The 13211-nt window shown below is 71.9% G+C and carries 12 protein-coding genes; all 12 read left to right on the forward strand.

The annotated features are described in order from the left end of the window. Positions 1–5: 5 nt before the first annotated feature. The 12 genes from MED15_RS15740 (at position 6) to manA (ending at position 13033) form a co-directional block, all read left to right on the forward strand. Positions 6–428, forward strand: coding sequence for a YbaB/EbfC family nucleoid-associated protein (locus MED15_RS15740; protein WP_112582406.1), 423 nt, complete (start codon positions 6–8; stop codon positions 426–428). Beyond that, complete coding sequence (locus MED15_RS15745; RefSeq protein WP_112601872.1) at positions 425–757, forward strand: hypothetical protein; 333 nt, start codon at positions 425–427, stop codon at positions 755–757. The genes MED15_RS15740 and MED15_RS15745 overlap by 4 nt, the downstream gene beginning before the upstream one ends. A 15-nt stretch (positions 758–772) precedes the next feature. Further along, on the forward strand, positions 773–4759 hold the full coding sequence (locus tag MED15_RS15750) for a toxin glutamine deamidase domain-containing protein (RefSeq protein WP_112736006.1): 3987 nt from the start codon (positions 773–775) through the stop codon (positions 4757–4759). A 58-nt stretch (positions 4760–4817) separates the two neighbouring features. Beyond that, a complete protein-coding gene (locus MED15_RS15755; protein ID WP_112736007.1) occupies positions 4818–5069 on the forward strand; it encodes a hypothetical protein in 252 nt (83 codons plus the stop codon). Positions 5070–5662: 593 nt separating this feature from the next. Then, the gene (locus tag MED15_RS33475; RefSeq protein ID WP_145787180.1) at positions 5663–5911 is read left to right on the forward strand and encodes a hypothetical protein; all 249 of its coding nucleotides are present in this window, start codon (positions 5663–5665) and stop codon (positions 5909–5911) included. Between the two features lie 134 nt (positions 5912–6045). Then, positions 6046–6687: a deoxyribonuclease V gene (nfi, locus tag MED15_RS15765; RefSeq protein WP_112601868.1), complete on the forward strand. Its 642-nt coding sequence runs from the start codon at positions 6046–6048 to the stop codon at positions 6685–6687. A gap of 150 nt (positions 6688–6837) precedes the next feature. Further along, on the forward strand, positions 6838–7896 hold the full coding sequence (locus MED15_RS15770; protein ID WP_146763023.1) for a hypothetical protein: 1059 nt from the start codon (positions 6838–6840) through the stop codon (positions 7894–7896). 69 nt (positions 7897–7965) lie between these two features. Further along, on the forward strand, positions 7966–9351 hold the full coding sequence (locus MED15_RS15775) for a phosphomannomutase/phosphoglucomutase (protein WP_112582400.1): 1386 nt from the start codon (positions 7966–7968) through the stop codon (positions 9349–9351). A 61-nt stretch (positions 9352–9412) separates the two neighbouring features. Then, on the forward strand, positions 9413–9598 hold the full coding sequence (locus tag MED15_RS15780; protein ID WP_091394023.1) for a Trm112 family protein: 186 nt from the start codon (positions 9413–9415) through the stop codon (positions 9596–9598). Continuing rightward, positions 9595–10791 carry an SIS domain-containing protein gene (locus tag MED15_RS15785; RefSeq protein WP_091394020.1) on the forward strand — a complete coding sequence of 399 codons (1197 nt, stop codon included), beginning with the start codon at positions 9595–9597 and terminating at the stop codon, positions 10789–10791. The genes MED15_RS15780 and MED15_RS15785 overlap by 4 nt, the downstream gene beginning before the upstream one ends. 67 nt (positions 10792–10858) lie before the next feature. Continuing rightward, entirely contained in the window at positions 10859–11866 is a 1008-nt protein-coding gene (locus MED15_RS15790) for a cation diffusion facilitator family transporter (RefSeq protein ID WP_112582398.1), read from the forward strand. A gap of 3 nt (positions 11867–11869) precedes the next feature. Continuing rightward, a complete protein-coding gene (manA, locus tag MED15_RS15795; protein ID WP_112736010.1) occupies positions 11870–13033 on the forward strand; it encodes a mannose-6-phosphate isomerase, class I in 1164 nt (387 codons plus the stop codon). Positions 13034–13211 lie beyond the last annotated feature (178 nt).

The raw sequence follows: 13211 nt of genomic DNA on the forward strand, positions 1-13211 counted from the left end.
CGGCGGTGGACGAACAGGCGGACCGGGGCGTCAATCGCGAGCTACGGGCCCGATTCGACGACGTTTATGGGCAATACCAGCAGCTCAGATCCGGTTTGGACACCCTTCAGACGCGACTCGCCGCGCTGCGGGTGACCCGCCGGTCGGCCGACGGGCAGGTGACGGCGACAGTGGGTGCGCAGGGCCAGTTGATCGAGGTCGAGCTGACGCCGGCCATCTACCGGGACCGCGACGCTGACGTGCTCGGCCGAAAGGTCACCGAAACGATCCGGGCCGCCGCGACCGCCGCCGCCGACGCCACTCGCGACCTCGTCGCCGAGAGCATGCCGGCCGGCTCCGGGGCGACGGACTTCCTCAAGACCGGTGATTACTCCACGCTGCTCGGTCGGGCCGACGCCGTACTCGGCAAAGGTGAGGCGAAGCCGTGACCGACGGGCAGCTCTGGCTTGATCCGTCCCGGGCCCGCCGGGGCGGCGCCGACCTGGCGCTCGCCGGCGAGGCGGTGACGGCCCGTCGTGCGGCGGAGGGGGGCGCGATCGAGGCCACCAGCGGTGCCCGGCCCTGGGGTCGCGACGACATCGGCGCCGCCTTCGAACGCAACTACCGCGGGTTCGAGCAGACAGTGCTGCGGGCCTGGGCCGGCGTCGGGCACCGGCTCACCGAACTGGGCAGCGACGTGGTCGAGGCGGTCGACGCGAGCGTGCAGACCGACGGTGCCAGCGCCGCCCGGGTCGGTCGGGCCGCCGACCGGCGCTGACGGCCGACGATTCCGATGAGCGTGCTGCCGAGCCCCATCCCGCACCCCCTGGACTACGCGCCGTGGGACGTGCCCGGCTGGATCTACGAGGCCCTCGACTGGGTGGTCGGTGTGCAATGGCCGGCGGGCAACGAGCGGGCCGTCTGGGACGTGGCCGACCAGTGGTACGCGGTCGCCTCCGTGCTCGCCGGGCCGCACGCCGACGCCGCCGCGGCCGCCGTCGAGGTGCACAACGGGTACGGCGGCGTCGGGGCTGTCGACGCGGCGTTCGAGGCGGCCTGGCGGGGGATCGCCGAGGGCGCCGAGGCCCCGCTGCCCGTGCTGCTCGCAGTCACGGCCGACCTGGGCCGACTGGTCGAGGAGTGCGGTTGCGACATCGAGGGCGCCAAGCTCGAAGTCTGGATCGAGCTGGGCATCCTGGTCATCGAGCTGCTCACCGTGGCGGTGGCGGCGGTGTTGACCGCCGGTGCGGCAACTCCGGCCGCCGGGGCGGCGATCACCGCGACGCGGCTGCTGGTTCAACAGATCTTCAAGCGGCTGATGGGCCAACTGGCCAGCAAGTCCCTCAAGCACGGGCTCAAGGAGGCCGGCGAGCGGGCCGCCAAGGAGGTCGCCCGAGGTGGTGCGCGCGGGCTCGCCAAGCGGGTCGCCCGGGGAGGGCTGGAGGAGGCCACCGAGGAGGCCGGGGTCACCCTGGCCACCCAGGCGTACCAGAACTCCACCGGGCGGGCACACGGCCTGGACCTGACCGATCTCGGTGCTTCGGCGGTCGGCGGGCTGGCCGGCGGGGCGGTGGCGCCGCTGGCCGGCCTGGGCCGGCACGCGACCGGGCGAGCGGCGAAAGTCGGGGAGCACCTGGGGCGGGAGATGACCGGCGAGGTGCTCGCCGACAGCGCGGCGAGCCTGGCCACCGGTCAGGGCCTGACCTCGATGGAGGACGTGGCGCGCGCCGCCGCGTCCGGGGCCACCGGCTCGGCGACCGGGCAGACCGACCACGCGCTACGCGCCCGGCTCGACGCGCAGGCCAACGCCCTCGCCGGAGCATCGTTCACGGGTCCCTCCCTCCCGGCGGTGCTGCCTGTCGCGGGAGATGCGGCCTCTGCGGGAGCGTCTCCCTCAACGGTGGCCTCGGCCGCGGTGGGGGCTTCTTCTGCGGGGGCTGCCGGTGGTGTGGCTTCGGGTGGTCTGGTGACGACTGCCGGCATTCCGGTGCAGGCGACGGAGGGTGTTGCCACCACGCCGTCGAACCAGTTGGCTGCGACGACGTCACAGGCTGCCGACCAGTCACGGGGAGCGGGGCCGGCGTCCCCGGTCGCGCCCGACGCGCACACGTCGTCACCGATGCCGGTTGGCGTGCTGTCCGACGTGGACGTGTCGGACCGTTCGGTAGGCGCCTCCGAGGAGCGTGGGTCGTTCGGCGACAGAGCGGCCGTCCCGCACCCGGTCACGGCCGACCCCGTGCTCTCGGCGGTGACCACCGAGCCGGCCACGTCGGCCGTGGGTGCCGGCCCGGTCGCGTCGGAGTTGGGTGCCGATCCGGTCGCGTCGGCTTCGACTGCCGATCCGGCCACCTCGGCGGTGGCTGATCCGAGTCGGCCCGTGGTGGGTGCTGATCCGAGGCTTTCCTCGGCGTCCGCGCCCGTGGTCGGTCCCCTCGAATCGAGCAGCGGGCCGGCTGCCACCGGTGTGCCGCCAACCCACCCCGGCAGCTCGCCGCACCCCACCACCTCCGGACCGACCGCCTGGTCTCCGGCGACCGGCCCCTCCACACCGACGATCACCCCCGGCCCGTCGGCACCGATCACCTTCGGCGTCTCGACCACCACCAACGGGCCGCTGCCGGTCGCCTCCACCCCACCGGCGGTGGGTCGGTTCGCCGTGCCGTCGCGTGTCCCGACCCGGGAGACGCCCGCACCGGTGCGAGCGCCCGACCATCCCGCCCGGGGAAGGGCGTCGATCCCCGTCGACGTGGCCGCGTTCGGCGCCCCTTCGGTGCGCGAGCCCGAAACCAACGACGCGTACGCGGCGCAGTGGGCCGCAGCGGCGGAAGCCGCCGAGCGGCGGCGCTACCAGGACCACTACGAATCGCTGCGGATCGGGTTCGAGAACAACCGCCGGCAGGCCGAGGCCGCCCGACTGCGCACCCGTGCCGTGGAGCACGATCGCCGAGCCGTCGAGTACGCCACCTACGCCCGACAACTGCACCAGGCTGGCAACCGGCAGTGGGCCGACGGCTGGCAGCGCGTCGCGAACGAGGAAGCTCGCGCGTACGCCGAATGGCGTGACCTGGCAGACGCGGTGCTGGTCGGCACCACGGCCCCGCCGGTCGTGGACATCAGCGCCACATTCGAGCACGCCAACCGGGACGTGGGTGCTCTCGCGCTCGGCGCGGTGGAGACTGCCGGCCCGTCCAGGCTCACCGGCGACGACGATCCGCCGCCGATCGACGACTCCCGGCCGTACGGGCAGCCCGGGGGACTCCGGCCACCGCTCGCTCTGCACCAGGTCGACGTCGAACGACAGATGCCCCGCGATCCAGACGGCACCGTCACCCGCACCGCGGACCCGCGCCACGGCGGCTGGTTCGGGCTGCTCAACGACGGCGGTCCCGCGGCCGACGCCACCCGGGGCATCAACTGCCTGGACTGCACGCTGTCCCTGTTCGAGACGTGGGTGCACGGGCGCCCCCGCGTGTCGGCGCCCCGAACCTTCGACGGCTACCTCGACGGTGACATCCGGCGCCCCATCCGTGGCGAGGCAGGCGGCCCGGGCCGGGTGGAGGACGTGACCGGCGGGCGCTTCCAGCAACTCCTCGCCCCGGCGTCCGGTCAACGTACGGACGCCGCGCAGGCGCGGCAGGCCGCCGACCGGGGCTACCGCAACCTGCACGACCAACTGTTGCTGGGCGGCCACGGCAGCTACTCGTTCCTGGTCACCGAGTGGGCGCACGGCGGTTCGCACGCCTGGGTGGCGCTCAACCAGAACGGCACTGTGCTCTACGTGGACCCCCAGAACGGCGTGGTCCGGGACCGGCCGCTCTACCCCGACGTGGTCGGCATCGACGCGTTGGTGCTGAGCGGAGACGGCCGACCGATGCCGCTCGGCGGACTGCCCCGGGGCCGGTTCAGCGAACGTCCCGACCTGCCGGATCACCCGCCGACGCACGACGACGGCGGCCACGGCGACCCGTACATCAACCGGATGTACCTGCTCCTCGACGGCCCGGGCTCGGCCCCCGATGCCGGTAGCGGTCAGAACCGCGTCGAGACCGTGGAGGAGAGCGCAGCAGAAGAGCGGGGCGACCGCGGCTGGCAGGCTGCCAGTCCGCTGTTGCCCGCCGATGAATCTGGCCGCCAGCTGCACCCGAAGGATTGCGAATTCCTTGGCATTACACCCGATGCTGTCCTGGCCTGGGCCGACAGGTCGGCGCCTCTTGGAGCTACCCGAGAGCAGTTCGCACGGATGACGGCCGATCTCTTCGATGCATTGCGGGAGGATGGCCTGGACCTGTCAACTGTCGACATTCGGCTTCAGGGCTCATCGGCTCGCTTCTTCTCGGGTCCGCACAAGCAGATGCCGACGGAGTCCGAGTTGGAAGACAACCCGGAGGCGTTGGCGCGTCTGCAGGGCTGGTCGCGGGGAGCGCCGCTTCCACTGCGTAGGCCGTTCGACTCCATGTACCGGCTGGGCTTGGAAGAGCCGAGCGACTACGACTTTCAGATTTCCTCGGATGAGATGGTGGAGCGGGCTCGGCAACACGCGGCCGAGAAATATCCTGGCCTTCGTGTCGTCAACGCGAGGTACGGCTTTGTAACGAAAAAGGTGGCGCGAGAGTGCTTCCCAAACTTGTTTGATTGGGCTGAACGGCACGCCTGTGATTTGGGCCGCGACGTCGTGCCGGCGATTTTTCCTGGTTCCGGTCCGCCGGATCGAACCGGAACCGGAGTGTCGTCCCACTTCCGAGATTCGGACTGGATTGTTGGGGAAGCAGATGTCAGCTAGTTGGGTAATTGCTCTGGACGGGGACGTAGACCGAGCCACTTTGGGCCGTCTGCGGGCAGTGCTCGGCCTGAGTGAGGTCGGGCGGCTCGGCGACGACTGGGACGAGTTGTTCGGCGAAGTCAAACGGACAATCGCAGGGGTATCTACGAACGTTGGCCTCTGGCGCGACGTGGACAGCCGAGGATGGCGCCTCGACATCGACCTGCTGGCGGAGCTGGCCGACTCGGACATGCAGGATCTGCTGGCTGCGGTCCGGGCGCAGGTTGAAGCGGCGGGCGTACAGGTCGCCTCGATCGCGAGTCGCCGATAGGCGTCAAAGTCGACGCAGACGATTCGGGTGTGCGCCCGGGATTGGTGACGAATCAGATGGGCCGCAGGCTGACCTACTACGTGGTTTACCGGAATGACGAGAGGATCGGGGGTCCGGCTGGACTCTTCGTAATGGACGTAGGCGCAGGCAACGCCATCCTCTGGGACCACCGCAGCGGACGCTGGGCCTTCGATCCAGATCTGGTCGTGTGCTTTGTCGACGACTATCGAAACGCCGACCGCTTCGAACTGTTGATCGGGCGACGGCCGAGAGGGTGGCTGAGACCGTCAGTGGGGGCACCGGGCTGCCCGATGAGGACGGCATCCGAGCCATGTTCACGCCTGGTGCCAGCGCCGGTGGCCCGCAGCCATCCGGTCGGCAGTGATTGCGCGTGCAAGCGAGAGAGCAGGCGCTCATTCGTGGGATTCGGCAACGGACATTCGTCATGGACGACGTGGCCGGGCTGGCGGTCGACAGCGGCGCGTACGGGGTTGGCCGGTGGGTCGAGGAGGCCCGCGAGGAGTTGAGGTTGGCCTGAGCGTGGAAGCGATCGGTGGGGGTGGAGCCCTGGCTGGGCCGAATAAGATCGACGCATGGCGAAATCCGGTACGCAGAGCGTCAGGTCCACCGTCTGGGCCTGGCCGGTCGGCATCCTGATCGGTCTGGCGGTCGGCATTCCCGTGTTCGGTGCGAAGGGTGGCGTGGCCTTCGGTGTCGCCCTCGGCATTGCCTTCGCGCTCGGCCTGGGTGCGATCAGGGGTCGGGCCGACGGTGACCCCGCTCGGGGTGGCCCGGACGGTAGGGCCGCCGGGGATGGTGCCGACGCCCCGGGCCGAGGGTGATCGACTCGGGTTCATTGAAGTCGGGGCATCCAGGGACGTGGGACAGCCCGACTTCCGTGAAGCCGAGTGGATCATCGCCAGCGCCGGACGCGGCGGCCACGGGGACGACCGGGCCGGGCAGTGTTGCCGAGGCGGTGGCCGTACAGGAGGAGTTGCGGCCGCTGGTGGACCTGGTCGGGCCGGGGCCGAGCGCGCCCGCGACGGTGGCCGGCCTGGACGTCGCGTACGCCGAGGGTGGTGACCTGCTGGCGGCGGCCGTGACGGTCCTGGACGCCCGGACCCTGGCGGTGGTGGACTCCGCTGTCGGTGTGGGGCGACCCGCGTTCGACTATGTGCCGGGGTTGTTCGCCTTCCGTGAGTTGCCCGCGTTGCTCGCCGCGCTCGACCGGCTGACCACCATCCCGGACCTGTTGGTCTGCGACGGGCACGGGCTGGCCCATCCGCGCCGGTTCGGGCTGGCCTGCCACCTGGGGGTGGTCACCGGGTTGCCCGCGATCGGGGTGGCGAAGACGCCACTGGTCGGGGTGTGGGATCCGCCGTCCGCCGAGCGGGGTTCCTGGTCGTCGTTGCGCGACGGTGATGAGGTCGTCGGTCGGGTGCTGCGGACCCGCGACGGGGTGAAGCCGGTCTTCGTCAGCGTCGGCCATCGGGTGAGCCTGGAGAACGCGACCGCGCAGGTGCTCGCGTTGACTCCGCGCTACCGGCTGCCGGAGACCACCCGCACCGCCGACCGGCTGTGCCGTGACGCCCTCGCGGAGGCGGAGCAGGCCCGCTGATTGGCTGGTCAGCCCGCCATCAGGAGGTCGGCCGGAGGAGCCGTAAACCGTAACGCCGCACACATGCGGGGCGCTCTATGACCGGTGGTACAGGTGGGCCGGTAGTAGCCTGACCAGCGGACCCCACCCGGGGAGAACGGCGAGGTAATCATGACAGTGCGTCGACGCGTGGCACGGCTCGCGGCGGTCTGCGGTCTTGCGGGCGGCCTGGTGATGCTCGGTGCGTCACCGGCGCTGGCCGATCAGGACTCGGTCCGGGTGGGCGCGGCCAGCAGCTTCGCCGCCGGTGGTTCCGCGCAGGGGGTGAACGTCGCGGTGCGCAAGCGCACCGACGGGTGCGTCCTGCTGCGTACCGCGCTGGGCTTCAGCCTGTCGGGTCTCCAGCCGAACCAGGTGGCGGTCGAGGTCAACGCGGGCGGGCGCTGGTTCCCGGTGGCCGTCAGCGGTGGCGCCGGCACCGTGTCGACCGCGCAGACGTCACCGTCGAAGCCGACGCTGTGCAAGGGCAAGGGCATCACGGTGCGCTACCGGGTGGCGTTCGCGGCGGGTGCGCCGGGCGGCCGTCTCGTGGTCACGGGCGCGGGCATCAGCGCGGCCGGCCAGACGCTGGGTCACGCCACCGACGCGGCGCGGCTGACCGGAGGGCGGGTCACTCCGTCGCCGACTCCGTCGCGGTCGAAGACGCCGTCGCCGACTCCGAGCCCGACCGAGGTCGCGACCGTCGACGAGGCGGTGAACCCGGCGGCGCAGGGCGGCGTCTCCGCGGCGCCGAACACCACAGCGACCGCTGCCGAGTCGTCCGGAGGATCACCGGTGATGTACTTCGGCATTGTGCTGGTGGCGGTCGGACTGCTGCTCATCGTGCTGCTGTTCCGTCGCTCGCGGCAGGACCGGAAGCCGTCCGACGACGCTCCCGGCACCCTGCCGGGCAACCCCGGCGGCACCACCTACCGCGCCGGGGGTGGGTTGCCGGCCGCGCCCGGTCGCCCCGGTCAGGTGTACGGCCAGCAGCCGCCGGCCGCCGCCTGGGGTGGTGCGGTGCCGTCACCGCGTCCCGCCGCCGGCGGGGTTTACGGTGCCCGGCCGGACGCCCCGGCGCCGGAGGCCACCCAGCCGATGCCGGGCCGGCCCGACGGTCGCCCGAAGCCCGGTGACCCGCCCACCGACGGCGGCGGCCACACCGTGTTCATTCCCCGCCTCCCCGGCTGAGCGGAGTACGGCCCGGCCCTCCGTTAGGCTCAGGATCGGTGTCTAACCCGCGGCCAAGGAGTGGAACACGTGTCTGATCTGTCCCAGATTGTGAAGGCGTACGACGTCCGCGGGACGGTGCCGGACCAGTGGGACGAACGGGTCGCCGAGGCACTGGGCGCCGCCTTCACCCAACTGCTCAACTCCACCGACGAGCCGGGCGACGCCGTCGTCGTCGGGTACGACATGCGCGCCACCTCGCCCGGCCTGGCCGCCGCGTTCGCCGCCGGCGTACGCGCCGAGGGCCGCTCGGTGATCGAGATCGGCCTCGCCTCCACCGACCTGCTCTACTACGCGTCCGGCTCGCTCGACCTGCCCGGCGCGATGTTCACCGCCAGCCACAACCCCGCGCAGTACAACGGCATCAAGATGTGCCGCTCCGGTGCGCGCCCGATCGGCCAGGAGAGCGGCCTGGCCGAGATCCGGGAGCGGGCCCAGGCCCTCCTGGACTCGGGCGACGCTCGTCCCGCCGGTGCGCCGACCCGGCCCGCCGAGCGGCGCGATCTGCTCCCCGACTACGCCGGCTACCTGCGCAAGCTGGTCGACCTCTCGGGCATCCGGCCGTTGAAGGTGGTCGTCGACGCCGGCAACGGCATGGGTGGCTTCACCGTTCCGACGGTGCTGGGCGACGCGGCCCTGTCGCCGCTGCCGCTGGAGATCGTGCCGCTCTACTTCGAGTTGGACGGCAGCTTCCCCAACCACGAGGCCAACCCGCTCGACCCGGCGAACCTGGTCGACCTTCAGCGCGCGGTGGTCGAGCACGGGGCCGACATCGGGTTGGCCTTCGACGGTGACGCCGACCGGTGCTTCGTGGTGGACGAGCGCGGTGAGCCGGTCTCACCGTCGGCGATCACCGCACTCGTGGCCGCCCGTGAGTTGGCCAAGCACCCGGGTTCCACGGTGATCCACGGCCTGATCACCTCCAGCGCCGTCGCGGAGATCATCCGGGAGCACGGTGGGCAGCCGGTCGTCGCCCGGGTCGGGCACTCCTTCATCAAGGCGGAGATGGCGCGCACCAACGCCGTCTTCGGCGGCGAGCACTCCGCGCACTACTACTTCCGGGACTTCTGGTTCGCCGACACCGGGATGCTCGCGGCGATGCACACGTTGGCCGCGCTGGGCGAGCAGTCGCTGCCGCTGTCCGTGTTGGCTGGTGAGTACGAGCGCTACATCGCCTCCGGCGAGATCAACTCAACGGTGACCGACCAGGCGGCAGCGGTGGCCGAGGTGCGCGCCGCGTACCCCGACGCGGTGGCCGACGAGATGGACGGTCTCACCCTGCGTTTCCCCGACGGCGCCTGGTTCAACCTGCGCGCCTCCAACACCGAGCCGCTGCTGCGACTCAACGTCGAGGCGCCCACCCGGGATCGGATGGTCTCGCTCCGGGACGACGTGCTCGACCGCGTTCGCCGATAAGATCGCCTGCGCCGGTCGGCACCGCCGTCGGTCAAGCCGTACACGTGGAAGGAGCCGCGCCATGGCCCTGGATCCGCAGTTGCTCGAGATCCTTGCCTGTCCGGACACGCACCACGCCCCGCTCACCTATGACGCCGAGGCGCAGACGTTGACCTGTACGGAGTGCGGCCGGATCTTCGAGGTCCGCGACGACGTGCCGGTGCTGCTGCTCGACGAGGCGCGCGGCGGCCCCGGGCAGTCCTCATGATCGACGGTACGGCCGGGGTCAGCGGGCGCCGTGACGCCGACGAGGCCCTGCTCGACAACCCGCAGGCGTTGGCCGAGGCCGACCCGGGCGGCATGCTCCGGCACACGGCGTCAGCCGGTGCGCAGGTTCGCGAGAGCGCCGCGCTGGCAGCCGAGGCGAACCTCGCGGTGCTCGCCGACGACGGGCGGCCCCGAGCCGTCGTGATCGCCGGCATCGGCACCGCCGGGCGTACCGGGGACGTGCTGGCCACTGTCGCCGGGCCACGCTGCCCCGTCCCGATCATCGGGCACCGCTCCGCTGGCGTACCCGGTTGGGTGGGCGCGGCCGACGTGGTGATCGCGGTGAGCGCGTCCGGACGTAGCCCGGAGGCGCTCGGCGCCGCCGAGGCGGCCCACCGCCGTGGTGCCCGACTCGTCGCCGTGGGTGCCCCGGACTCGCAGTTGCAGTCGATTGCCGAGCAGGCCCGGGCGCCGTTCATCCCGGTTCCCCGGCGTGCCCCGGCCCGGGCCAGCCTCTGGGCGCTCACCGTGCCGGTCCTGCTCGCCGCCCGTTCCCTCGGGCTCGTGAAGGTCAACGAGGCGGACCTGGCGGAGACCGCGGCCCGGCTCGACGCGGACGCCGACCGCTGCCGGTCCGCCGCCGAGTCCTTCGTCAACCCGGCGAAGTCACTGGCGTTGGGCCTGGCCGGCTCGATCCCGATCGTCTGGGGTTCGTCCCCGCTCGCGACGGTGGCGGCCCGCCGGTTCGGCGACACCCTGTCGGCCAACGCCCGCTACCCGGTGGTCACCGGCGCGCTGGGTGAGGCCGGGCGGGGTCGGGTCGGGCTGCTCGACGGCGTCTTCGGCGGCCTGGCCGAGGGGGAGCGGGACATCTTCGCCGACCCGGCCGAGGACGACGGCGAGGGCACCCGGCTGCGGCTGGTGCTGCTGCGCGACGGCGGGCTCAACGCCGAGGACGACACCGACGAGCCGCTCGCCGTCGAGGAGCGCCGTGCTGACGCGGTGCAGACCCTCGCGGAGCGCCGTGGCGTGCGGTGCGACGTGGTGACCGCCGAGGGCGGCTCCGCCCTGGAGCGGCTGGCGTCGCTGATCGCCGTTCCGGATTTCGCCTCGATCTACCTTGCTCTGGCACACGGGCTGGACCCGATGGCCGTTCCGGCCATCACCGAGATGAAGGAGCTGTCGAACCAGTGAACGAACGTAGGGGGCGGCGCGTCATGCGCGGACCGGGCGGCTTCGTGCGGCGAAGCGGAGCGGTGGCATGAGCGCCAACGGCGGGACGAAGGCGATTGTCGCCGCCCTGCTGGCCAACATCGGCATCGCCGTCACCAAGTTCATCGCGTTCCTGCTCTCCGGCTCGTCGTCGATGCTGGCCGAGGCGGTCCACTCGGTCGCCGACTCCGGTAACCAGGGCCTGCTGCTGCTCGGTGGCAAGCGGGCGAAGCGCGCGGCCACCCCGGAACACCCGTTCGGGTACGGCCGGGAGCGCTACATCTACGCGTTCATCGTGTCCATCGTGCTGTTCAGCATCGGTGGTCTGTTCGCGCTCTACGAGGCGTACCACAAGTGGCATCACAAGGGCGGCATCGAGTCCTGGCACTGGCTGCCGGTGGTCGTGCTGGTGTCAGCGATCATCATGGAGTCGTTCTCCTTCCGGACCGCCATCAAGGAGTCCAACCACGTCCGGGGCAACCAGTCGTGGGTGCGTTTCATCCGGCGGGCCAAGGCGCCAGAGCTGCCGGTGGTCCTCCTGGAGGACTTCGGCGCGCTGGTCGGTCTGGTGTTCGCCCTGTTCGGCGTCACCATGACGCTGATCACCGGCAACGGCGAATGGGACGCCGCCGGCACCGCAATGATCGGCATCCTGCTGGTCGTCATCGCCGTCGTGCTGGCCATCGAGACGAAGAGCCTGCTGCTCGGTGAGGGCGCCGAGGCCTCCGAGCTGGCTGCCATCGAGCGGGCCGTCACCGACGGCCCCGAGGTGGAGCGGATCATCCACATGAAGACGCTCTACCTGGGCCCGGAAGAGCTGATGGTGGCCGCCAAGATCGCCGTTCCGGCGTGGGAGAGCGCCCAGGACCTGGCCCGTGGCATCAACGCCGTCGAGGCGCGGATCCGCGCCGCGGTGCCGATCGCCCGGGTGATCTATCTGGAGCCGGACGTCTACAGCGCCGCTGCCGCCGAGGCCGGCACCGGTGCCGCGGCCGACACCGCCGTGCCGCAGCCGCAGGACACGTCGGGCGAGCCGGCCGGGCGGCCCGGGGGCTGACGGGTGGAGCCACTGTACGGGCCGATCCGGGACTACGCCTGGGGCTCGCGCTCGGCCATCGCCCTTCTCCAGGGGCGATCGGTGCCGAGCGCGGGTCCGGAGGCGGAGCTGTGGTTGGGGGCCCACCCGGGCGCCCCGGCCCACGTGGATCGCGCCGGTCTGCGGGTGAGCCTCTGCGACCTGGTACGGGACGAACCAGGGCAGTGGCTCGGCCAGCGGGTGTCCGAGCGGTTCGGCAGTCGACTGCCGTTCCTGCTCAAGGTGCTCGCGGCCGACGCTCCGCTGAGCCTGCAGGCCCACCCGGACGCCGAGCAGGCGCAGGCCGGCTACGCGGCGGAGGCGGGGCGCCCCGAGGGGCAGCGCAACTACTCCGACCCGCACCACAAGCCGGAATTGCTGGTCGCGCTCACCCCGTTCGAGGCGCTGTGCGGTTTCCGGGATCCGGCGGAGTCGGCCGAGGCGCTCGCCGCGTTCGGCGTACCGGCGTTGGCACCGGTGGTCGCCGCGTTGCGGGCCGGGCCGGCGGGGTTGCGGACGGCGGTGCGGACGCTGCTCGGCTGGCCGGTCGCGAGGCGTCACGACCTGCTGGCCGCTGTGGTGGCAGCGCCGGCCGACGGCCCGGACGCGGAGCTGACCCGCCGGCTGGCCAAGGCGTACCCGGGGGATCCGGGTGCGCTGGTCGCGCTGCTGTTGCACCACCTGCGGCTGGAGGCGGGGGAGGCGATCTGGATGCCTGCCGGCAACCTGCACGCCTACCTGAGCGGCTGCGGCGTGGAGATCATGGCGGCCAGCGACAACGTGCTACGCGGCGGCCTGACCCCGAAGCGGGTGGACGTCGACGAGTTGTTGCGGGTGCTGCGCTTCGAGGTGCTGCACGATCCGGTGCGGGCCGCGCAGCCGGTCGGCCCGGGCGTGGACTGGTGGCCCGTGCCGGTGGACGATTTCGCGCTGCACCGGGTGCGGGTCGACGCGGCGGTGCCCTCGGTGACGCTGCCGCTGCCCGGGCCCCGGGTGGTGCTCTGCGCTGGCGGTTCGATCACCGTGGACGACGGTGCCGGCGCGTTGACGCTGGTCTCGGGCGAGGCGGCGATCGGTACGGCGTTGGGAGCGCCGCTGCGGATCGACGGTGCCGGTGTGGCGTACGTGGCGACGTCCGGGCTGCGCTGACCTCGACTCGGGCCAACGACACAAGTCCGACTTTCCCGGAATAGCTTGACGTCACCTTGCCTGAGTGTGACTCTATGAGTACGCAGCGTTATCGCGACGACGGTCCGAGAACGTGCGGGGGAACCAAACCGGGGGGATGCACGGGGCGGGCGGGACGTGGGCGGGAAGGTCCGTCCAT

Origin of the sequence: Micromonospora noduli (assembly GCF_003264475.1) — a bacterium.
Classification (GTDB): domain Bacteria; phylum Actinomycetota; class Actinomycetes; order Mycobacteriales; family Micromonosporaceae; genus Micromonospora; species Micromonospora noduli.